The organism is Psychrobacillus sp. NEAU-3TGS (genome assembly GCF_029955155.1).
Lineage (GTDB): Bacteria > Bacillota > Bacilli > Bacillales_A > Planococcaceae > Psychrobacillus.
In genome coordinates this window covers 33,311-55,974 of sequence record NZ_JAPNOZ010000006.1, presented here as the reverse complement: position 1 = coordinate 55,974, position 22,664 = coordinate 33,311, and the positions used below count along the sequence as shown (strand labels likewise).

At 37.4% G+C, this 22,664-nt stretch carries 24 protein-coding genes, 1 pseudogene and 2 riboswitches; of the genes and pseudogenes, 24 read left to right on the top strand and 1 reads right to left on the bottom strand.

What is annotated here, in order from left to right; genetic code table 11:
* The first annotated feature begins 5 nt into the window (after window positions 1–5).
* The 22 genes from OR571_RS05050 to OR571_RS04945 all read left to right on the top strand — a co-directional run bounded on the left by OR571_RS05050 (window position 6) and on the right by OR571_RS04945 (window position 20,839).
* Window positions 6–1,787, top strand: coding sequence for an acyl-CoA dehydrogenase family protein (locus tag OR571_RS05050; RefSeq protein ID WP_282241772.1), 1,782 nt, complete (start codon window positions 6–8; stop codon window positions 1,785–1,787).
* Between the two features lie 83 nt (window positions 1,788–1,870).
* Window positions 1,871–2,233, top strand: a complete 363-nt coding sequence (locus OR571_RS05045) for an arsenate reductase family protein (protein ID WP_282241771.1) — start codon at window positions 1,871–1,873, stop codon at window positions 2,231–2,233.
* Window positions 2,234–2,308: 75 nt separating this feature from the next.
* Entirely contained in the window at window positions 2,309–2,689 is a 381-nt protein-coding gene (gene gcvH / locus OR571_RS05040) for a glycine cleavage system protein GcvH (protein WP_282241770.1), read from the top strand.
* 76 nt (window positions 2,690–2,765) lie between these two features.
* A complete protein-coding gene (locus tag OR571_RS05035; RefSeq protein ID WP_093269848.1) occupies window positions 2,766–3,116 on the top strand; it encodes a toprim domain-containing protein in 351 nt (116 codons plus the stop codon).
* A gap of 11 nt (window positions 3,117–3,127) precedes the next feature.
* Window positions 3,128–3,448: a thioredoxin family protein gene (locus tag OR571_RS05030; protein WP_282241769.1), complete on the top strand. Its 321-nt coding sequence runs from the start codon at window positions 3,128–3,130 to the stop codon at window positions 3,446–3,448.
* Window positions 3,449–3,489: 41 nt separating this feature from the next.
* Window positions 3,490–3,594: riboswitch (SAM riboswitch) on the top strand.
* Window positions 3,595–3,801: 207 nt separating this feature from the next.
* On the top strand, window positions 3,802–4,827 hold the full coding sequence (locus OR571_RS05025) for a methionine ABC transporter ATP-binding protein (RefSeq protein WP_282241768.1): 1,026 nt from the start codon (window positions 3,802–3,804) through the stop codon (window positions 4,825–4,827).
* Entirely contained in the window at window positions 4,820–5,488 is a 669-nt protein-coding gene (locus OR571_RS05020) for a methionine ABC transporter permease (RefSeq protein WP_282241767.1), read from the top strand. Before OR571_RS05025 ends, OR571_RS05020 begins: the two co-directional genes overlap by 8 nt.
* Before the next feature lie 60 nt (window positions 5,489–5,548).
* On the top strand, window positions 5,549–6,358 hold the full coding sequence (locus OR571_RS05015) for a MetQ/NlpA family ABC transporter substrate-binding protein (protein WP_142540111.1): 810 nt from the start codon (window positions 5,549–5,551) through the stop codon (window positions 6,356–6,358).
* A 431-nt stretch (window positions 6,359–6,789) separates the two neighbouring features.
* Window positions 6,790–7,737 (top strand): nuclease-related domain-containing protein, encoded by a 948-nt coding sequence (locus OR571_RS05010; protein ID WP_282241766.1) that lies wholly within the window; start codon window positions 6,790–6,792, stop codon window positions 7,735–7,737.
* A 144-nt stretch (window positions 7,738–7,881) separates the two neighbouring features.
* Entirely contained in the window at window positions 7,882–8,037 is a 156-nt protein-coding gene (locus tag OR571_RS05005; protein WP_211356420.1) for a YuzK family famiily protein, read from the top strand.
* A gap of 286 nt (window positions 8,038–8,323) precedes the next feature.
* Complete coding sequence (gene sufC / locus OR571_RS05000; protein WP_282241761.1) at window positions 8,324–9,103, top strand: Fe-S cluster assembly ATPase SufC; 780 nt, start codon at window positions 8,324–8,326, stop codon at window positions 9,101–9,103.
* Window positions 9,104–9,121: 18 nt separating this feature from the next.
* Window positions 9,122–10,429, top strand: a complete 1,308-nt coding sequence (gene sufD, locus OR571_RS04995; RefSeq protein WP_282241760.1) for a Fe-S cluster assembly protein SufD — start codon at window positions 9,122–9,124, stop codon at window positions 10,427–10,429.
* Complete coding sequence (locus OR571_RS04990; protein WP_282241759.1) at window positions 10,429–11,658, top strand: cysteine desulfurase; 1,230 nt, start codon at window positions 10,429–10,431, stop codon at window positions 11,656–11,658. The genes sufD and OR571_RS04990 overlap by 1 nt, the downstream gene beginning before the upstream one ends.
* The gene (gene sufU, locus OR571_RS04985) at window positions 11,648–12,082 is read left to right on the top strand and encodes a Fe-S cluster assembly sulfur transfer protein SufU (RefSeq protein ID WP_282241758.1); all 435 of its coding nucleotides are present in this window, start codon (window positions 11,648–11,650) and stop codon (window positions 12,080–12,082) included. The genes OR571_RS04990 and sufU overlap by 11 nt, the downstream gene beginning before the upstream one ends.
* 21 nt (window positions 12,083–12,103) lie before the next feature.
* Window positions 12,104–13,501 carry a Fe-S cluster assembly protein SufB gene (gene sufB / locus OR571_RS04980; RefSeq protein WP_282241757.1) on the top strand — a complete coding sequence of 466 codons (1,398 nt, stop codon included), beginning with the start codon at window positions 12,104–12,106 and terminating at the stop codon, window positions 13,499–13,501.
* A 123-nt stretch (window positions 13,502–13,624) separates the two neighbouring features.
* Window positions 13,625–14,476 (top strand): DUF72 domain-containing protein, encoded by an 852-nt coding sequence (locus OR571_RS04975; RefSeq protein WP_282241756.1) that lies wholly within the window; start codon window positions 13,625–13,627, stop codon window positions 14,474–14,476.
* On the top strand, window positions 14,476–15,294 hold the full coding sequence (locus OR571_RS04970; RefSeq protein WP_282241755.1) for a sulfite exporter TauE/SafE family protein: 819 nt from the start codon (window positions 14,476–14,478) through the stop codon (window positions 15,292–15,294). The genes OR571_RS04975 and OR571_RS04970 overlap by 1 nt, the downstream gene beginning before the upstream one ends.
* Before the next feature lie 69 nt (window positions 15,295–15,363).
* Window positions 15,364–16,731, top strand: a complete 1,368-nt coding sequence (locus OR571_RS04965; protein ID WP_282241753.1) for a bifunctional metallophosphatase/5'-nucleotidase — start codon at window positions 15,364–15,366, stop codon at window positions 16,729–16,731.
* 39 nt (window positions 16,732–16,770) lie between these two features.
* Window positions 16,771–17,547, top strand: a complete 777-nt coding sequence (gene yunB, locus OR571_RS04960) for a sporulation protein YunB (protein WP_282241752.1) — start codon at window positions 16,771–16,773, stop codon at window positions 17,545–17,547.
* Between the two features lie 47 nt (window positions 17,548–17,594).
* Window positions 17,595–17,778: riboswitch (Lysine riboswitch) on the top strand.
* Window positions 17,779–17,870: 92 nt separating this feature from the next.
* Complete coding sequence (locus OR571_RS04955; RefSeq protein ID WP_282241750.1) at window positions 17,871–19,439, top strand: Na+/H+ antiporter NhaC family protein; 1,569 nt, start codon at window positions 17,871–17,873, stop codon at window positions 19,437–19,439.
* Between the two features lie 107 nt (window positions 19,440–19,546).
* Entirely contained in the window at window positions 19,547–20,482 is a 936-nt protein-coding gene (lipA, locus tag OR571_RS04950) for a lipoyl synthase (protein ID WP_142540122.1), read from the top strand.
* Between the two features lie 15 nt (window positions 20,483–20,497).
* Window positions 20,498–20,839, top strand: coding sequence for a YutD family protein (locus OR571_RS04945; RefSeq protein WP_282241748.1), 342 nt, complete (start codon window positions 20,498–20,500; stop codon window positions 20,837–20,839).
* Between the two features lie 245 nt (window positions 20,840–21,084).
* Here the strand turns inward: OR571_RS04945 and OR571_RS04940 are convergent, their stop codons facing one another.
* On the bottom strand, window positions 21,085–21,351 hold the full coding sequence (locus OR571_RS04940; RefSeq protein WP_093269763.1) for a DUF3055 domain-containing protein: 267 nt from the start codon (window positions 21,349–21,351) through the stop codon (window positions 21,085–21,087).
* Between the two features lie 85 nt (window positions 21,352–21,436).
* On the opposite strand from OR571_RS04940, the pseudogene OR571_RS04935 reads away from it, so the two are divergent.
* Together OR571_RS04935 and OR571_RS04930 are read left to right on the top strand one after the other, a co-directional pair.
* Window positions 21,437–21,896 (top strand): annotated as a pseudogene (locus OR571_RS04935) (DUF86 domain-containing protein).
* Window positions 21,883–22,647 (top strand): TIGR01457 family HAD-type hydrolase, encoded by a 765-nt coding sequence (locus tag OR571_RS04930; RefSeq protein ID WP_282241744.1) that lies wholly within the window; start codon window positions 21,883–21,885, stop codon window positions 22,645–22,647. The pseudogene OR571_RS04935 and the gene OR571_RS04930 overlap by 14 nt, the downstream one beginning before the upstream one ends.
* The last annotated feature ends 17 nt before the right edge of the window (window positions 22,648–22,664 follow it).

Sequence of the window (22,664 nt, the reverse complement as noted above, 5' to 3'; positions counted from 1 at the left end):
TTAACATGACGGAAGTAAAACAAATGATTAAAGGTGGAAGCTTTTTAGTAGAAGACGTGGAAGCAAATCGTATTTTCACACCAGAGGATTTTACAGATGAGCAAAAGATGATTGCGAAAACGGCGGAAGACTTTGTCACAAATGAAATATTACCGGTAGTAGAAAAATTAGAAAATCACGAGTTCGAGCATTCGGTTCGATTACTTAAATCTGCAGGTGATCTAGGCTTACTGGCAGCAGATATTCCAGAAGAGTACGGCGGGATTGCATTAGATAAAATTTCTTCTGCACTAATTGCGGAGAAGTTATCTGTAGCTGGTGGTTTTTCGATTACACACGGTGCCCATGTAGGAATCGGAACTTTACCAATCGTCCTTTTTGGTAATGAAGAGCAAAAACAAAAATACTTACCAAACTCCGCTTCTGGAGACAAAATTTCTGCATACGCACTTACAGAGCCAGGTTCAGGTTCAGATGCTTTAGGAGCAAAAACTACTGCAAAGTTAAACGCAGAAGGCACGCACTATGTTTTAAACGGGGAAAAACAATGGATTACAAATGCAGGTTTTGCAGATGTATTTGTTGTATACGCAAAAGTGGATGGGGATAAATTCTCTGCTTTTATCGTAGAGCGTGAATTCCCAGGCGTTTCTATTGGAGCAGAAGAAAAGAAAATGGGGATTAAATCGTCTTCCACTCGCACACTTATTTTACAAGATGCCCAAGTACCAGTAGAGAACTTACTAGGTGAGATTGGCCGCGGTCACGTCATTGCGTTCAATATTTTAAATATTGGTCGTTACAAACTAGGAGTTGGAACTGTTGGAGGTTCTAAACGTGCACTAGAATTAGCAATTTCTTATTCTAATCAACGTCAACAATTTAAAACGCCTATTTCTTCTTTTAATTTAACGAAACAAAAATTAGCGACAATGGCTTCGAAATTATATGCGACAGAAAGCTTAATCTACCGCACTGTTGGATATTTTGAAGAGCGTATGAGTCAGTTGAGTGTAGAAGAACAAAAAGATGGCAAAGCGATTGCAGCATCTATCGCAGAATACGCAATTGAATGCTCTATTAACAAAGTAGTAGGTTCCGAAGTATTGGATTATATTGCGGATGAAGCTGTGCAACTACATGGAGGATATGGTTTCATGCAAGAATACGAAGTAGAGCGTATTTACCGTGACTCGCGTATTAATCGTATCTTTGAAGGGACGAATGAAATTAACCGACTAATCGTTCCAGGTACTTTCCTTAAAAAGGCAATGAAAGGCGAATTACCACTTCTTCAAAAAGCACAAAGCTTACAGGAAGAGCTACTTATGATGATGCCAGAAGAGGTAAGTGATGCGCCATTAGCACAAGAAAAAGTATTAGTAGCAAATGCGAAGAAAATTGGTTTGCTAGCAGCTGGTCTTGCAGCACAGCGTTTCGGCACTAAACTAGAAGCAGAACAAGAAGTACTTGTGAACATTGCAAATATCGCAAATAACTTATTTGCAATGGAATCGGCTGTTCTACGTACGGAAAAAGCCATTGCACGTAATGGAGTAGAAAAAGCGAATCAAAAACTGCTTTATACTCAAATTTTCTGCCAAGAAGCGTTCGAAGCAATCGAGAAGGATGCGAAAGAAACGCTCATCGCATCTGTAGAAGGCGATACATTACGCATGATGCTATCCGCTCTTCGTAAACTAACACGTAACACACCTTATAATGTTATTGCTAAAAAACGGGAAGCATCTGTTAAATTGATTGATGCAGAGAAATATGTCGTTTAATTAACCCCCTACAAAAAACGATGGACGCAAAGTGCGGTTCATCGTTTTTTTTGATATGATAAAAAGAAAAAAGGTGAGAAGTAATGACAATACAATTTTTTGGTTATCCTAAATGTAGTTCATGTAATAAAGCGAGTAAGTGGTTGAAGGACAAAGATGTAGAATTTACATATCATCACATTGTGGAGGACCCTCCCACAAAAGAGTTAATAAAAGAAATAATAGAAAAAACAAATGTCGAATTAAAGAAACTTTTTAATACGAGTGGTACAAAATATAGAGAGTTACAACTAAAGGACAAGTTACCGAATATGACGGAAGCGGAACAAATTGAAACGCTAGTATCCGATGGTATGCTTGTGAAGCGACCACTTGTTTTTGATGGTAAGCATTTGACGCTTGGTTTTAAAGAAGAAGAGTTTGAACAAATTTGGTCAAACAACTAAAGTAACTTGTTTTTAATATAAAAATATGTGAATATTATAGATGAATATATAACTTATTTGAGAGGGGTATAATTTATGAGCACACCAAAAGAATTGAAATACTCAGAAGAACATGAATGGGTAAAAACAGAAGGTGGAAATGCACGTATCGGTATTACTCATTTTGCGCAATCTGAGCTTGGGGATATCGTGTTTGTCGAGCTTCCACAAGTGGGAGACGATATTAAAGCAGGAGACCCATTCGGTAGTGTGGAATCAGTAAAAACTGTTTCAGAACTTTATGCTCCAATTAGCGGAAAAGTGGTTGAAGTGAACAGTGAGCTAGAAGATAGCCCTGAATTTGTAAACGAATCTCCGTATGAAAATGCATGGATGATCGTTGTTGAGCCATCAGATGCTTCAGAAATCGATGGTTTATTAACTGCTGACCAGTATGAAGAATTAATTTCAGAATAATAATTAAAACGCCGGTTAATTGTCGGCGTTTTTTTCATATACTGAGTTAACGATGAAGATTAGGGAGAGAAGCTAATTGGCTAATGTATTTAGTGAAAAAGTAATTCTCGTCGAAGGAAGGTCGGATAAGCTTCAGCTTTTACGGCTTCTTGATGAATCCCCAGAAATTATTTGTACAAATGGTACAATCTCCAATGTAAAGCTAGAGGAAATCTTAAGCCCATATGATGACTTGCCGATTTATGCTTTTTTAGATGCAGATAAATCAGGTGAGCAAATACGTTCAATCGTCCGAAAAGAATATCCAGAAGCAATTCATCTTTACACAAATCCGATGTATTGTGAAGTCGCAAATACTCCTTTCAAAGTTTTGGCTTCTATATTGAAACGTGTTAATATTAAAGTGAAAAAAGAATTTTTACTTTAGGATGATGTTTTGTGAAGGAATGGACGAGTGAACAATGGGAGCATTACAAAAATAACAACGAGCTTTCATTATTCTATCTTTATACACCGATGTGCGGTACATGCATGGTGGCAAGCAAGATGATGCAAGTGATCGACGAACTAGTGCCAAATCCAGTAGGCCAAGCAAATATAAATTACCTCGAAAGCCTGGCAATGGAATATGAAATAGAAAGCGTCCCATGCTTACTGATCGCCAAAAAGGGACACGTATATAAAAAGATATATGCTTTTCAATCCGTTCCTTTTCTGCTAGAAACAACAAAAAATATTGACGATCAAGCGATGATATGATAGTATACTTCTTACTGAGCTTTACCAATTAAATAGTATTACTCTTATTAAGAGTGGTGGAGGGAAGTGCCCTACGAAGCCCGGCAACCGTCATGTAAATGAAATGGTGCCAAATCACACAAAGCAAACGCTTTGGGAAATGAGAGAATGGATAAGTTCTTTTCGATGGATAACTTACTTCCCTTCTGCTCTTTTGCAGAAGGGATTTTTACTTTATTGTGCAAGATTCAAACTTGCACAATAAAGTAATAGCCTCCGGCGGATGCCACAGATTTTGAATTGAGCTAGCTCAATTCAAAATCTGGGCGCAATTACGCCGAGGCGTAATTGATTTAGGAAGGTGTGAGATTTACATGATAAGTTTAAAAGATGTTTCGAAGAAGTTTAAAACGAAACTAGGTACGATAATTGCTGTTGATGATGTAAATCTTGACATAAAGCAAGGCGAAATTTTCGGCATTATTGGATATAGTGGTGCTGGAAAAAGTACAATGATCCGTTTGCTAAATGGATTAGAGAAACCAACTGCTGGACAAATTATTGTGAACGGAAAAGAAATTACATCGATAAATGAGGAGAAGCTTCGTCAAGTTAGACATAAAGTAAGTATGATTTTCCAACATTTTAATCTGTTATGGTCCCGAACAGTTGCAGAAAATATTGCATTCCCCCTTGAAATTGCAGGAGTTCCAAAGGATCAACGAGTAGCGCGTGTTAATGAATTGATTGAACTTGTGGGGTTAGAGGGAAGAGGCGACTATTATCCTTCACAACTATCTGGTGGGCAGAAACAGCGTGTGGGAATTGCTCGTGCACTGGCTAATCGTCCGGAAGTTCTGCTTTGTGATGAGGCGACATCTGCACTGGACCCAGAAACAACGGACGCTATTTTAGATCTATTGGTTAGTATTAACGAGAAACTTGGCTTAACCATTGTATTGATCACTCACGAGATGCAAGTCATTCAAAAGATTTGTAATCGAGTGGCAGTAATGGAAGGTGGACGAGTTGTAGAAGAAGGGGACGTCCTAGAAGTCTTCCAAAATCCACAACAACCTATTACAAAACGGTTTGTTTCGCAAGTTTCTGAACCGACGCAAACAATGCAAACGATACAAAATTTAGTGGATATATATCCAAACGGTAAGTTAATCAAACTCACTTTTGTAGGAGAACAAACAGAGCAACCAATACTTTCTAGGCTGATCAAACAATTCGAGCTAGAAGTAAATATCGTGCAAGGAAATATCTCGCATACAAAAAGTGGTGCATTTGGGACACTAATTCTTCAAATAGATGGCGACGCATTAGCTGTCGATGAAGCAATACGATTTATACATGAACAGAAAGTAAGTACAGAGGTGATCAACAATGATTAATACGCTTTTTCCGAATGTTGATTGGCCTAAAATGTGGGAAGCAGCACTAGAGACATTATATATGACAGCAGTTTCCACTATTTTAACTGCAATTTTTGGTTTAGCACTTGGGCTAATATTATTTTTAACAAGTCCACATCAAGCATGGGCAAATAAATTAGCGAATTGGTTAACAGGGGCTATAGTCAATATTTTCAGATCTATCCCTTTTATTATTTTAATCATTTTGCTTATTCCTTTTACGAAATTACTACTTGATACAATTCGTGGCCCAAACGCAGCTTTCCCAGCTCTAGTAATTGGAGCAGCTCCGTTCTATGCACGAATGGTATTAATCGGTTTACGAGAAATTGATAAGGGTGTTTTAGAAGCGGCAAGATCAATGGGGGCAAAGACTTCTACTATTATATGGAAGGTTCTCCTTCCTGAATCATTGCCAGCCCTAGTTTCGGGAATTACAGTCACTTGTATTTCGCTCGTTGGCTATACAGCGATGGCAGGAATAATTGGTGCCGGTGGTTTAGGAACACTAGCGTTTCTAGATGGCTTCCAACGAAATAGAACGGATGTCACCTTAATGGCTACGATTTTAATATTAATCCTTGTGTTCATTATTCAATGGATTGGAGACATGGTGACGACGAAGATTGACAAACGTTAGGTGTTTACGGGTCTACCCGATCACATATAAAAATGGGGACAATAGAAGGAGAGAATACAGATGAAGAAGTTTTTAGCTGGAGCTTTATTATCCGTAAGTGCGCTTGCGCTAGCAGCTTGTGGAGGAGAAGAAGAAAGCAATAAATTGGTAGTAGGTGCTTCCAACACACCACACGCTGTCATTTTAGAAGAAGTAAAACCAATCTTAGAAGAACAGGGAATTGAATTAGTTATAGAATCTTACCAAGACTACGTATTACCAAATAAAGATTTAGAATCCGATGAACTAGATGCAAACTATTTTCAACATATTCCATATTTAGAGGATCAGATTAAACAATTTGGTTATGATTTTGTGAATGCTGGTGGAATTCATATCGAGCCAATCGGTTTATATTCTAAGAAATATAATTCTGTTGAAGAGCTTCCAGAAGGCGCTACAATCTTAATGAGTAACTCAGTTACAGACCACGGTCGTGTTTTATCGATGCTTGAAAGTGAAGGATTAATCAAATTAGCAGAAGGTGTTGAAAAAACGACTGCTGAAATCTCTGATATTGTAGAAAATCCGAAAAATCTTCAATTTGATCCAAACTATGAACCAGCATTAATGGTTCAATTATATGAAAATGACGAAGGCGATGCGTTGCTTATCAACTCAAACTATGCAATCGACGCAGGGTTAAATCCAATTGAAGACTCTATCGCAATTGAAAACTCAGATTCACCATACGTAAATATCATTGCAACAAAAGCTGGTAAAGAAAACGATAAAAATATCAAAGCATTAGTAGATGCATTACACTCAAAAGAAATCCAAGACTTCATTCAAAAAGAGTGGGGCGGCACAATCGTTCCAGTAAATGAATAAATAATATGATTAAGCAGGCACGCATATGAAGTGCCTGCTTTTTTATATGCGAGATAATAAAATCGCATCGCTCGTAAAGGAACCCCATGCGCTCGGAAAGCCGAGATACGCGCCTCGGAAAGGAAAGTTATGCGCTCGTAAAAGAAAGGAATCCGCTGCATAAGAAAGTTCATCACTCCTAGAGGAACCCCACGCGCTCGCAAAGCCGAGATCATCGTAGGGGAACCTCATGCGCTCGCAAAGCCGTGGTATGCGCTCGTAAAAGAAAGTTATGCGCTCATAAAAGAAAGCTATCCGCTCGTAAGAAAGTTCATCACTCCTAGAGGAACCCCACGTGCTCGCAAAGCCGGAGTATCCGCTCCTAAAAATAAAATCAAAATTATTAGATTTCTATCGGTATCCATGCTATCCTAATTCTGAGGTGATAAAAATTGTTTATTAAACCGTATACAAAATCTACTCATTTGGAAGCGATGGAAATGCTTTTAAAGAGGCTTTCTTTAGATCACCCGAAGCATCTAACAGTAACAAATCAAATCGGTACTACCAGAGCTGGGGATATTGGGGAAGAGATAGTGTTTCGAGAATTAGAGAATATGCATTTACCTTTTAAATTTTACGCTTTTCATAAGTTATTACTACATGCAGAAAAATCATTTGAGTTGGACTTTCTTTTAATCACTCCTTTCGGTGCTATTATTTTGGAAGTGAAAAATATGATCGGCATATTAGAATTCACGGAGAATCCATCACAATTAATTCAACGCAAAGAAACGGGGGACATAAATAAAATTCCTTGTCCTGCTGTCCAATTGAACGATTACAAATATCAACTCTCACAGTTTTTTAATGATCACAATATCCCCATACAAATCTTCGGAGCAGTTGTATTTGCCTCAAGAAAAAGCTTCGTTAAAACCTCTACAAATAAAGCGCAAATTCTTTATAGAAATGAAGTTCGTCCATTCCTTCGAAAGTTTCAAAAACTTCCATCCACAGTAACTGAACAAGATATGGAAAAAATTAAAGATGTTCTTCTATTGAGTAATACTCCATTTACTCATTTCCCTCTTTCCAAACATTTTTCAATACAACCAAAAGATATTATTCGTGGCGTTGAATGTACAAGATGTGGATATCTCGGAATGCAAAAAAGAAACCGTACATGGTATTGTCCCTCCTGTAGAAAAAATGATTACTCTGCGTATAAAAACACAGTTACCTCTTACTTTCTATTGTGCAAAGATACTATAACAAACAAAGAATGTAGAGAATTTTTACTTTTAAGCAATAGACATGAAGCAAAAAGAATCTTAGCTAACTCCAATTTAACGAAAACTGGAAGTCATAAATCTTCGGTATATAAGTTAATAGAATAGTTGGACCACAATCGTTCTTTCTACAAATTAATTTCAAAAAAATGTTTAATAACAAAATACTTGGGTATGTACCATAGTGTAGGTGTAAAAAATCGAAAGGAATGATTCATTATCAATTCAGAGGGATTACCTTACACGGAACAGATGGACCACGCATTCAGAGGAGTACACGGATTCGGATATGACGAATTACGGAGCAGTCAAGCTTTACGAATGAAAGTGGAAAAAAGAAGACAACGAGATTATGAGAAAAGTGTACAAGTTGTTGCGAGAATTGATGCGAAAGCATTTAGAGGCTAATAAGATGAAATCCATGAAGACAAGTGCTTCATGGATTTTTTTGTTAACACTATCCTTATAGTGAAATCGATTCTCAATTAGAGATTCGTATTGAAAATATCAACTTATTCCAATTTCCCATAGAGTTTAAGGGAAAAGGTATTAATATCAAGATTTTTCTATGTTTTATATATTAAATAAGAAACTGTTTCAAAAGATTTGCCAGAGACTTCAGTTTGGGTTAAGATTAGAATGATAATAAATTAGAATGGTTATGCATTCATAGTTACTTAATGGAGGGTATTCAATGTCAACTTTAGTGATTAAGGATTTACACGTTGCGATCGACGGTAAAGAGATACTTAAAGGTGTTAATTTAACGATTAATACAAATGAAATTCACGCTATTATGGGTCCAAATGGTACTGGTAAATCTACTTTAGCTTCTGCTATTATGGGCCATCCAAAATATGAAGTAACTTCTGGTTCAGTGGAATTGGACGGGGAAGATGTATTAGAAATGGAAGTAGACGAGCGTGCAAAAGCGGGTCTATTTTTAGCAATGCAATACCCAAGTGAAATTACTGGAGTAACAAACGCAGACTTTTTACGTTCAGCTATTAATGCACGACGCGCGGAAGGCGAAGAAATTTCTTTAATGAAATTTATCCGCGAATTAGATAGTAAAATGGAATTTTTAGAAATGGACGTAGATATGGCACAACGTTATTTAAATGAAGGATTCTCAGGTGGAGAGAAAAAACGTAATGAAATTCTTCAATTAATGATGTTACAACCAAAATTCGCTATTTTAGATGAGATTGACTCTGGTCTTGATATCGATGCGCTTAAAGTTGTTTCTAAAGGGATCAATGAAATGCGTGGAGAAGGATTCGGAAGCCTAATCATCACTCACTACCAACGTCTTCTTAACTACATCACACCGGATCATGTGCACGTAATGATGCAAGGTCGCGTTGTAAAATCAGGTGGTCCTGAGCTTGCGCAAAAATTAGAGGCACAAGGATATGACTGGATTAAAGAAGAGTTAGGAATTGAAGATGAGACAGTTGGACAAGAAGCATAAGAAAGGGGACGAATAAGCATGACGGTTGAAACAAAATTGGCATTAACCGAGCAAGATATCCGCTCCTTTTCAGAAGGTAACCAAGAACCAAGCTGGATGACGGAACTTCGTCTGAAAGCATTAGGTGAACTGGAAACACTTCCAATGCCAACACCAGATAAAACAAAAATTACAAATTGGAATTTCACTGAATTTCCTACACATACTGTAGAAAGCAATGCTTACACTTCTCTTGAGGAACTTCCAGAAGAAGTAAAAGCACTTGTGCATGCAGAAGAACAAAAAAATATTTATATTCAGCGTAATAATACACCTGCTTTTGTATCTTTATCAGCAGATTTACAAGCTAAAGGTGTTATTTTTACAGATATTTACACTGCCCTACGTGAGCATAGTGATCTTGTTCAAAAATACTTTATGACTGATGGTGTAAAAGTAAATGAACATAAACTAACTGCACTTCATGCAGCACTTTTAAATGGTGGAGTATTTGTATACGTACCGAAAAATGTTGTAATCGAAGAGCCAGTTCAAGTTATCTATTTACACGATAATGATTCAGCATCTCTGTTCAACCATACCCTACTTGTTGCGGATGAAAACAGTGCTGTAACATATGTAGAAAATTACTTATCTACTGTAGAAAAAACAACTGGCCAAGCGAATATCATTTCAGAAGTAATTGTAAAAGATAACGCGAAAGTAACATTTGGTACTGTAGATGTATTAGCAGAAGGATTTACCACTTATGTTAACCGCCGCGGAGTAACTAGTCGTGATGCAGTGCTTGAATGGGCACTTGGCATGATGAACGACAGCGATACAATTTCTGAAAATGTAACGCATCTTGTAGGTGATAACTCTGAAGGACATGTGAAAATGGTTGTTGTAGGTCGCGGGAAACAAAAGCAAAACTTTACAACAAAAGTTATTCACTGGGGTAAACATACAGAGGGACAAATCTTAAAACACGGTGTGATGAAAGATGAAGCTTCTTCTATTTTCAATGGTATCGGGAAAATTGAATTCGGTGCAACGAAATCGAATGCAGAACAAGAGTCTCGTGTCCTAATGTTAAGTGAAAAAGCTCGTGGGGATGCAAACCCAATTCTATTAATCGATGAAGATGATGTAACAGCAGGTCACGCAGCTTCTGTTGGCCGAGTAGATCCACTTCAGTTGTACTATCTAATGAGCCGTGGTATTTCAAAACACGAAGCAGAGCGTCTAGTTATTCATGGATTCCTTGCTCCAGTAGTGAACGAATTACCAATCGAAGGTGTAAAGAAACAGCTGACGGAGGTTATTGAAAGGAAAGTTCGCTAATGCTCAGTAAAGAGATTCGAAGCTATTTTCCCATCTTAAACCAAGAGATTAACGGGCATCCACTTGTCTATTTGGACAGTGGTGCTACTTCTCAAAAGCCAGTACAAGTAATTGAAGCAATTAAAAAGTATTATGAATTTGAAAACTCTAATGTTCATCGTGGTGTTCATACACTAGGGAATCGTGCGACGGAAAGCTATGAAGGAGCACGTGAAAAAGTTCGTAAGTTCATAAATGCTAAGTCAACTAAAGAAATAATTTTCACTCGTGGTACAACGACTTCTCTTAACACAGTTGCCCAAAGCTACGGCAGAGCAAATGTAAAAGAAGGCGATGAAATTGTTATTACACATATGGAGCACCATTCGAATATCATTCCTTGGCAACAACTTGCGAAAGAAACTGGTGCTACACTGAAATATATAGACTTAGAAGCAGACGGGACACTGTCTTTAGAAAAAGTTCGTGAAACTATAACTGATAAGACGAAAATTGTCTCCATTGTATACGTTTCAAACGTACTTGGTACGATGAACCCAATTAAAGAAATTACACAAATTGCACATGAACACGGAGCTATTATGGTTGTGGATGGAGCTCAGGCTGCGCCACACTTAAAGTTAGATGTTCAAAACTTAGATTGTGATTTCCTTGCCTTTTCAGGTCATAAAATGTGTGGACCTACAGGAATTGGTGTACTTTACGGAAAACAAGCATTGCTAGAAGAAATGGAACCAATTGAATTCGGTGGAGAAATGATTGACTTTGTAGGTTTGTATGAATCTACATGGAAAGAGCTTCCTTGGAAATTTGAAGGCGGCACACCGATCATTGCAGGTGCAATTGGTCTTGCGGCTGCAATTGATTTCCTTGAAGAGATTGGATTAGATGAAATTGAACAACATGAGCATGAACTTGCTGCGCTTGCGATGGAGAAAATGTCTACGGTAAATGGTCTATCTATATATGGACCTGTAGATCCATCTAAACGAGCAGGAATTGTAACATTTAACTTGGATGATGTGCATCCACATGATGTTGCAACTGTGCTCGACATGAGTGGTATTGCTGTTCGTGCTGGTCATCATTGTGCACAGCCTTTGATGAAATGGTTACAATGTACGGCAACTGCAAGAGCTAGTTTTTATCTTTATAATACTGAAGAAGATATTGACAGACTTGTAGCTGGACTGCGCACTGCAAAGGAGTATTTTAGCGATGTCTTCTAATTTAGATCAACTATATCGACAAGTAATAATGGACCATTATAAAAATCCTCGCAATAAGGGAAGTATTGAGGATGGCGCTTTGACAATTGATATGAATAACCCGACTTGCGGTGACCGTATTCATCTGACGCTTCAAGTGGAAGATGGTGTCGTTCAAAATGCCAAGTTTGACGGGGAAGGTTGTTCTATTTCCATGTCCTCTGCATCAATGATGACACAAGCGATAAAAGGGAAGAAAATCGATGAAGCACTTCAATTATCGCATATCTTTTCGGACATGATGCTTGGGAAAGAATACGACGATTCCATTGATCTCGGTGATATTGAAGCATTAAACGGGGTTGCCAAGTTTCCAGCACGTATTAAGTGTGCAACGTTAGCTTGGAAAGCAATGGAAAAAGGCGTTTCTGAAGAACAACAATAAAAGTAGAACGGAGGAATTACGATGGCAAAAAAAATGCCTGAAATTGGTGATTATAAATATGGTTTCCACGATAAAGACGTATCCATTTTCCGTTCAAAACGTGGTTTGACTAAAGAAATCGTAGAAGAAATTTCACGTATGAAAAGTGAACCACAATGGATGTTAGATTATCGTTTGAAAGCATTAGAAATTTTCTATTCTAAACCGATGCCACAATGGGGTGGAGATTTAGGAGCATTAGACTTTGATGAAATTACGTATTACGTAAAACCATCGGAAGCTACACAAAAATCATGGGATGAAGTACCAGAAGAAATCAAAGCTACATTTGATAAACTAGGTATCCCTGAAGCAGAACAAAAATACCTTGCTGGTGTATCTGCACAATATGAATCAGAGGTTGTTTACCACAACATGAAAGAAGAACTAGAAGATATGGGGATTGTATTTAAAGATACAGACTCTGCACTTCGTGAAAACGAAGATATCTTCAAAAAATATTGGGGAACAGTTATTCCTTCAACAGATAATAAATTTGCAGCACTTAACTCAGCAGTATGGTCGGGTGGGTCATTTATCTATGTACCACCAGGTGTAAAAGTGGATACACCACTTCAAGCATACTTCCGTATTAACTCTGAAAATATGGGTCAATTCGAACGTACGCTAATCATAGTAGATGAGGGCGCTTCTGTACACTATGTAGAAGGTTGTACAGCTCCTGTTTATACGACAAACTCACTTCACTCTGCTGTAGTTGAAATTATCGTTAAAAAAGATGCTTATTGCCGTTATACAACAATTCAAAACTGGGCGAACAACGTTTATAACTTAGTTACTAAACGTACAGTTGTTGAAGCAAACGGAACAATGGAATGGATTGATGGAAACATCGGTTCTAAATTAACGATGAAATACCCAGCATGTATCTTAAAAGGTGAAGGTGCACGTGGTATGACCCTTTCAATCGCAATTGCTGGTAAAGGGCAACACCAAGATGCTGGTGCGAAAATGATGCACTTAGCACCAAATACGTCATCTACGATTGTTTCGAAATCGATTGCGAAACAAGGTGGTAAAGTATCATACCGTGGTATCGTACACTTTGGACGTAAAGCAACAGGTGCTCGTGCGAACATCGAATGTGATACGTTAATCATGGATAACCAGTCTACTTCGGATACAATTCCATACAACGAAATCTTGAATGATAATATTTCTCTTGAGCATGAAGCAAAAGTTTCTAAAGTATCAGAGGAACAATTATTCTACTTGATGAGTCGTGGATTAAGTGAAGAAGAAGCTACAGAAATGATCGTAATGGGCTTCATCGAGCCATTCACAAAAGAACTTCCAATGGAATATGCGGTGGAGATGAACCGTCTTATCAAGTTTGAAATGGAAGGTTCTATCGGGTAATTTCTATTTTTTCTTACCAAAAAGCAACAGGGTGAATGCATATTTCACCCCTGTTGCTTTTTTTGTATAAACAGCTGTCATAATGTTATGATAAAATAACTTGAACAGTGAGGTGACAAACATATGATTAAAATTGGCTTAACTGGTTGGGGAGATCATTCTGACTTGTACGTATCAACGGCAAAGGATAGATTGAAAGATTATAGTGCGCATTTTCCGGTCGTTGAATTAGACACAGCTTTTTATGCGATACCTCCTATCAAAAATGTTTTGAAATGGATAAAAGAAACGCCAGATAATTTTCAATTTGTCGTAAAGGCGTATCAAGAAATAACCGGACATTTACGCGGGGAGTCCCATTACGAATCAATGGAAGAGATGTTCGAGCGTTACCGAGAGTCCATTCAACCTTTTAAAGAAGCAGGAAAACTTGCGATGGTGTTGGTGCAATTTCCCCCTTGGATTACATGTGTCAAAGAAAATGTAGAGTACATACTTCGAGTGAAAGAAGAATTGAAAGATTTCGAGCTAGCGATTGAATTTCGCCATCAATCTTGGTATTCTTCTAAATTCCAAAACAGAACACTAGATTTCTTAAAGAGTCATCATCTTCACCACACCGTGTGCGATGAGCCACAAGCTGGAGAAGGTTCTGTTCCGCTGATACCAATCGCCACTTCTGATAAAGTCCTTGTTCGATTACATGGTCGAAATACATATGGTTGGAAAAACCCAGGTAATAATGAAAAATGGCGTGAAGTACGTTATTTATATGATTATAATAAAGAGGAGCTCACATTTATCCAAAACAAAGTGGAGCAATTGCAGAAACAGGCAAAAGAAGTAGTTGTATTATTTAATAATAATTCTGGAGGGCATGCGGCAAAAAATGCGAAATCCTTTCAAAAAATGCTTGGCATTGAATTTGAAGGACTTGCTCCCAAACAATTAGACTTATTTGAAGGTGGGATATAATGGAGTGGGTGTTACTAGTAGTTGCTGGGTTATTTTCTGGTATAGTGGGAGCATTAGTAGGTTTAGGTGGAGGAGTCATTTTAGTTCCAGCTGTGTTGTTTTTTGGGACGACACTTGCATTAATTCCTAATATTACTCCTCAAAGCGTTGTGGGGCTTTCTGTCATCATGATGATCTTTACGGGTCTTTCTTCTACGTTATCGTATATGAAGTCAAAGACGGTGGATTTTAGAAGTGGATTTATCTTTTTTATCGGAAGTATTCCTGGAACTATACTTGGTGCATGGGTGAATAAGGGATTGGATTTACCGTCATTTAATTTGTATTTTGGTATTTTACTTATTGTTTTATCTACCCTTTTACTTGTGCGTGATCATTTGAAGCCAGTGAGATGGTTTGTGGAAAATGGGAAGAAGCGAACGTTTACGGACGAAAAAGATACGTATGTATATGGATATCCTATTTGGTTTGCTTTGGTATTAACATTTGGTGTTGGATTTGCATCGGGTCTATTTGGTATTGGCGGTGGTTCGATTATAGTCCCTGCCATGATTTTGTTATTCTTGTTTCCTCCGCATGTGGCGGTTGGAACATCGATGTTCATGGTGTTTTTATCTTCGCTAGTAAATTCGGCAACACATATATCACTTGGTAATGTACCTTGGCTTTATACAATACCAGTTGTTCCAGCTGCATATATTGGTGCGAAAATCGGTGCCAAGTTAAATAAAAAACTAAATTCAGATTCACTTGTTTTGGCACTTAGAATTGTGCTGTTATTATTAGGTGTACGCTCTATTATTGATGGGTTGTTTTAATAACTTTATTTAGTCTTGCTCTCCGCGCAAGCGAGGCATATTTGATCAAATAGAAGAGGTGTATGAAAGGTGAGAGAAACAATCCATATTTATCACACAAATGATTTGCATAGCCATTTAGAAAATTGGCCGATGATACATCAGTTTCTCTCGGAGCGTCATAAAAGCCATGGACCGACTGACTCCTATTTAACACTCGATATCGGAGATCATATAGATCGTTCCAATGTTTTCACTGAAGGAACATTGGGGAAAGGAAACATCCAATTACTGAATGAAGCGGGTTATGATTATGTCACCATTGGTAATAATGAAGGAATTACGCTTAGTCATGATGATTTAAACACATTGTATGAAGCTGCCAACTTCGAAGTAATTGTGTCCAATTTTACTGATTTAAGTGGAAATATTCCTTCATGGGTGCTTCCTTATAAAATTCATGTGACACCGACGGGTATACGGATTGGTATTGTAGCAGCGACCGCTGATTTTGGATTGTACTATGAGCAATTAGGCTGGCATGTTCAACAGCCACTTGAGCGTTTGAAAGAAGTTTGCAAGGAAATAGAAAGAGATGTTGATGTGCTTGTTTGTTTATCTCATTTAGGCGTGTCACAGGATGAGATCATGACAGAGAAGATACCAGAAATCGATCTTATTTTAGGATCCCATACGCATCATTTCTTTGAAAAAGGTAAAATGATAGGTAACACTTTACAAGCTGCTGCCGGTAAGTATGGTGCATATGTGGGGCATGTGACAATCGATTTTGATCATGAGACAAAAACAATCATATCGAAGCAAGCCATGCTGTATGCCACAGATACTTTAGCAAAGCCGAAAGATCTTGATCTACAACTGAAAAAGTGGGAAGCTCTTGGTAACGAGGAACTTTCTGAAGCTATTCTTCAGAATGAGACCTTTTTGCACAAAGATTGGTTCGGTCCTTCAGATATGTCTCGATTTTTCGGTAATGCTTTGCTTACCTTTACGAAAGCTGATTGTGCGATGTTTCCTGCTGGGATATTTTTAACAGACTTACAGATTGGTCCTATTAGTGCTAGCGACTTACATCGATGTTTGCCACATCCGATAAATCCATGTGTTATCACATTAACAGGAGCAGAATTGTTGGAAATTGTGGAGCAATCTAAAAATGAGAAATGGCCACACTTAGAGGTAAAGGGGCTCGGGTTTAGAGGCAAATACTTAGGGGCTATTATTTTCGAGCAATTGATGGAAGATGAGCATGGGGATGTATTTATTGGTGATGAACGATTGTTACTTGAAAAAGTGTATACATTGGCGACACTTGATATGTTCACATTTGGTTATTTTTTTCCTTCCTTTAAATTTGCAACGAAAGAATACTATATGCCGGAGTTAATACGCGATGTAGTTAAGTGGTACGGCAATCAGTTACTGAGTCAAGCATAATAATCCTTCTTATTACATAATAGTAATAAGGGGGATTTTTTGCTATTCTATCGTAAAAAAAAGCGTTTTCCTTTTTTTTCTGCTCAGCGAAAACTAGCTATACTAATAATGTTATTTATCTTATCAGTTGCAGGCGTATTTTATTTCGTTAACAACCAATTGACTCCAACTTATCTGGATTATGCGGAAGTACAAACCAATAAAATCGCATCAATGGTTATTAGTAAAGCAATTAACTCAAGGACAGCGAACGTTTTAGATGTAAACGATATTATCGAGGAAGTACCGTCAACAAATGGTAGCACCAATATGGTAACGACGAAATTTAATACAGAAATTATTAATCGTGTCTTGTCGGATACGAATAGTTTGGTGCAAGCCCATCTAGAACAAGCAGAAAAAGGAAACTTATCGAGTTTACCTTATCTAGATGATATTGAATACGATAAAACAACGATGGAAGATCAAGGCGGCGTTGTATTTTTTGTGCCGATGGGGCAGGCAACGAATATACCGCTAATCGGTAATTTAGGACCTAAAATTCCTATTCGGTTTCATGTGATTGGAAATGTTCAATCGACTGTTGTACCGACTATAGAAAACTTTGGTATTAATAATGCGTATGTAGAAGTGAGTATTCATATTAAAGTAAATGTCCAAGTTATTGTACCGCTTGCTAGTAAAATGAGTGTTGTCGAACAAAAGATTCCCGTAGCCATGGGATTAGTGCAAGGGCAAGTGCCGCATATTTATACTGGAGGAGATGGTTCTGCTGCTCCGTCTGTTGAGGTGCCGATTCCGTTACCTGAAAAATAAAAATTCCAGAGAAAACAGAAACAACTGTTACAATAGAGAAAATGAATATAATAGGTAGAGGCTGCAGAGCTTAATAGTACTATACAGGAAGATGACGCTTATGATCGTATACGAAAGGAAGTTTTGCCGAAGCTAAATATAGTCCGTCAAACGATATTTAGTTGGGGTTATTCTAAAAAAGAATAACACTGTCATTTATATGAAAAATATAAATGGTGAGCTACAGATGGTAAATAATCGTTTTTATGCTTAAATTCAATAGTGGAAGCCAACCTATATACATATGTAGGTTGGCTTTTTATATTTTTGAGGAGGAATAGGTTTTGGAAAATACGATTTTTTCTTTATTGCCACCGTTACTTGCAATCATTATGGTGCTTGTAACGAAGCGAGTTATTTTATCTTTAGGGGTTGGAATTGTATCTGCAGCGCTTCTCGTAGAAAATTTTGCTCCCGTGGATTCGTTGCTATTATTATGGGAATCATTTAGAACTTCTTTTTGGGAAGAAGGGTTAAATGCTTCTAATATTTATATTTTGCTTTTTATATTAATGCTTGGTGTTGTGACAGCGTTTGTAAGTTTATCAGGCGGTAGTACAGCATTTGCTGCATGGGCGATTAAAAAAATAAAAACTCGCCGTGGCTCAAAATTATTAACCGCTTTTTTAGGAATGCTCATATTTGTAGATGATTATTTTAATGCGTTAGCAGTTGGTCAAATAGCTAGACCCATAACTGATTCACATCGCATTTCACGCGCAAAGCTTTCTTATTTTATCGATTCTACTTCCGCGCCTGTTTGTGTCGTTTCACCAGTTTCTAGTTGGGGAGCGTTTTTAATCAGTCAGTTAGGTGTTATTTTTGCAACGCATGCAGTAACAGCTTATACGCCACTTGAAGCATTTGTGTTAATGGCACCTATGAATTTTTATGTACTTGCGACTTTAGCGATTGTTTTTTTCTTAGCATGGACAGACTTTGACATAATGGAAATGAAGAAACATGAGAAGAGAGCGAAAGAAATGGGAGAACTTTTCGATTCGTCTAAACCAAACCCAGGAAATCTAGAAGGAAATTTCCCGGAAAATAATTATGGAAAAGTAATGGATTTAGTTTTGCCAATTGTGTCGTTAATAGTAGTGACGCTATTTGCAATGTTTTGGACTGGCTATAGACTTTCTGGTTATGAGTTGAATTTATTTGTTATTTTTGAAAATACCGATGTGCCATTTTCTTTATTTATTGGTGGCTTGGTAGCGACCATTTTGGCTGTCGTACTATATGTTCGACAGTTTAATACGAATCCAGAAGCGAGCATTAATTTAGTATGGAAAGCAATTGTAACAGGGATTCGTTCCATGCTTCCTGCTATATTTATTTTAATTTTTGCATGGTCTTTATCCTTCTTGATCAATGCATTAGAGACAGGCGTGTTTTTAGCTAATCTCGTAACGGACAACAATATTCCGGTCGGCGTTATTCCAGCATTGCTCTTTGTATTAACAGCATTTATGGCATTTGCTACTGGATCTTCTTGGGGTTCATTTGGTATTTTATTGCCAATTGGTGCTAGTATTATTATGGCGATAGAACCAGAGTTATTGTTGCCAGTACTTGCAGCGGTTCTAGCAGGAGCGGTATTTGGAGATCATTGTTCACCGATTTCGGATACAACCATCATGTCAGCTACTGGAGCTGGGGTTAATGTAATCGATCATGTTATGACGCAATTACCATATGCGATTATTAGTGCGGTTATAGCGGCGATTGGCTATTTAGTTCTTGGTTTAACAGATTCCATTTTTATAGGGTTTGTTTCGGTTATAGGGATTCTAATTGTATTGTTTGTTGTTTGGAATGCGAAAAATAAGAAGGAAATGGAAGCAAATTAATAATCCATTTTGGCTCTGAAGAGTTAGTTCAGAAGGTTGTTTGAATTCTAATAATATGGTACATTGACAACAGTGTAGTCAGTTTATGAAGAATGGAGTAGGTATGAATGACATCGTGTAAACCAACGAAATCAGAGCATCAACGCAAACCAGATTGGTTAAAAATAAAGCTTAATACGAATGAAGACTATAAAGGTCTAAAAAAATTAATGCGCGAAAATAATTTACATACAGTTTGTGAAGAGGCAAGATGTCCGAATATACATGAATGTTGGGGTTCTCGAAGAACTGCTACTTTTATGATTTTAGGAGCAGTTTGTACTCGTGCTTGTCGTTTCTGCGCGGTTAAAACAGGTCTACCAAATGAACTAGATTTAGCAGAACCAGAACGCGTTGCAGATTCTGTTGTTATCATGAATCTAAAACATGTTGTGGTGACAGCAGTAGCTCGTGATGATTTAAAAGATGGCGGTTCAGAGGTATTTGCTGAAACTATTCGTGCAATCCGTCGTAAAAACCCGTTTACAACAATAGAAGTACTGCCTTCTGATATGGGAGGCATTGAACAAAATATCCAAAATATCATGGATGCAAAACCAGATATTTTGAACCATAATATTGAAACGGTACGTCGATTAACTCCAAGAGTTCGAGCTCGAGCAAAATACGACCGCTCACTTGAACTACTGCGTCGAGCAAAAGAAATGCAACCAACTATCCCTACGAAATCTTCTTTAATGTTAGGTTTAGGGGAAACTCATGAAGAGATTTTAGAAGTAATGGACGATCTTCGTGCAAACAATGTAGATATTATGACGATTGGTCAATACTTACAACCTACGAAAAAGCACTTACCTGTGTTAAAATATTATTCACCTGCTGAGTTTGGAGAATTACGTAAAATTGCAATGAGCAAAGGTTTCTCACATTGTGAGGCTGGTCCACTTGTAAGAAGTAGTTATCATGCTGACGAGCAAGTAAATGCTGCGGCGAAACAAAAACAAGCACAAGGCGAGGAACTTCTAGCTACTCAAAATAGCTAATGGATGGGTGATGGAATGATAGTTGCAGAAGGTTTTACATATGAAATTATAGAAAATTACCGAGATGCATATAAAGAAGAGGCTTTTTTGGATCGCTATAGTGAAATTCTCTCAAAGTATGACTATATAATGGGGGACTGGGGATATGGTCAGCTTCGTCTAAAAGGATTTTTTGAAGATCGAAATCATAAAGCGACCTTCGATACGAAAATAAGTACGATGAAAGATTACTTATATGAGTATTGTAATTTCGGCTGTGCCTATTTTCTAATCAAAAAAACGGGTGTTGCCCCGAAAGTAAAAGCAAAAGTAGTAGAGGAAACCATACAAGAAAACCTAGAGCAGGATCATTTATGATCTTGTTCTAGGTTTTTTATTAGGTAAGAAAGAGTTTTAGTTGGAAAATTTGCGAATTTAGTTGGAATTTTTGAGGTTTTATCTGGAATTTTACTGCTGTTAGTTGGAAAAAGGCCGCTTTAGTTGGAAAGCTGTGGTTCAAGGGAGTTACAGACAATCGATAACCATAAAATTATAGAAAAGAGAGGAAGAAAGTGTATTGCCACCTTCTACCTCTCTTAAAACTTGCACAATAAAATAATTTCTCAGTTTAGTAATTCTCTTAAGTAATCTCTTAATTCTTCCGCTTCTACTTCTGTTCTATTATAGACATGCTCTAAATAGCCTGGTTCTTCTAAATCATCTGGTCCCAGTATTGCTGCTCTACCGTATTGGATATCCATTACAAGCACTTTACCAAAAAAACGAGAGCTTTGTAAGATCGCTAAATCATATCTTTGGGAATCTCCTGTAAAACCAACGAATCTCGTTTTTGTATCTTCCACATCATCGTATAAAAAAAATCGCTCCATTTGGTGACACTCCTTCCTAACTACGAATTATGGTACTATAGAAGAGAGGTATATATCAACTGAACATGACTCAGGAGGCTTTCCAATGTATTTTGTAGATCGAAAAAAAATAGCTGAGACAATTGCACATATGAACAAATTAATAACACTGATCGAAGGTGAAGTAGATTGGCACTCAGATGAACAATCTAAATTAGCTTTAGAGCGCGTAGGACAAAATATCATTGAATCCATTATTGATATAGGAAATTCAATGATTGACGGTTTTATTATGCGTGATCCAGGTGGTTATGATGATATAATCGACATTTTAACGGATGAAAAGGTTATTCCAGCAGAAATGGATGCACCATTAAAAGGTAATTGAATTTAGAAAAGAATTAGTACGACACTTTTATGCAGTTGACCATAAGCAATTAGAACAAATACTTATTGACAATTTAACTTATTTAAAACAATTCCCTGGATATGTAGAAAATTATTTGCTTAATGAATTAGGACCGGTCTCTGCATTTTTACCGGAGGATTCCAATGTTAAATTATAAGGCCTATTGTTTAGATTTGGACGGAACAGTGTATAGGGGGAAAACTCCTATTAAAGAAGCGGTGGACTTTGTACATTATCTACAAGGGAATGGGATCGAACCTTTTTTTGTAACGAATAATTCTTCCATGACTCAAAAACAATTGCAAGAAAAAATTGCGAAGATGGATATTCATGTGTCAGTAGATCATATTATTTCTTCTTCCATTGCCGCTGCTAATTATATAGAGGAACATTATCCGAACAAATCGGTGTATATGATTGGAGAAATTGGATTAGAAGATGCACTAGAAGCTAAACAAGTAGTTCGGACAGAAGGTATTGCGGATGTAGTAGTGATGGGGATTGACCGCGGTATTAATTATGACAAGCTTGCAACTGCATGTCTTTCCATTCGAGCAGGTGCAGCATTTATATCGACAAACAGCGATCATGCATTTCCGGATGAAAGAGGATTAATACCGGGCAACGGTGCTTTTACAAAATTAGTAGAGTATTCTACTGGTGTAGAACCAATATATATGGGGAAACCTGAAGCATTTATGCTTGAGTTTATTCAACAGAAATATGGGTATAAAAAAGAAGAGATGATCATGATTGGAGACAATTATTCCACGGATATTTTAACTGGGATTCATATGGGCATCCATACGGCCCACGTGAATAGTGGGGTTAATCGTACAGAGGAAGTTCAAAGTAAAGCAGAGCAACCGACGTACTGTTTAGAGACACTACATGATTGGATAAAATAAAAAGAAGAAAATACCAC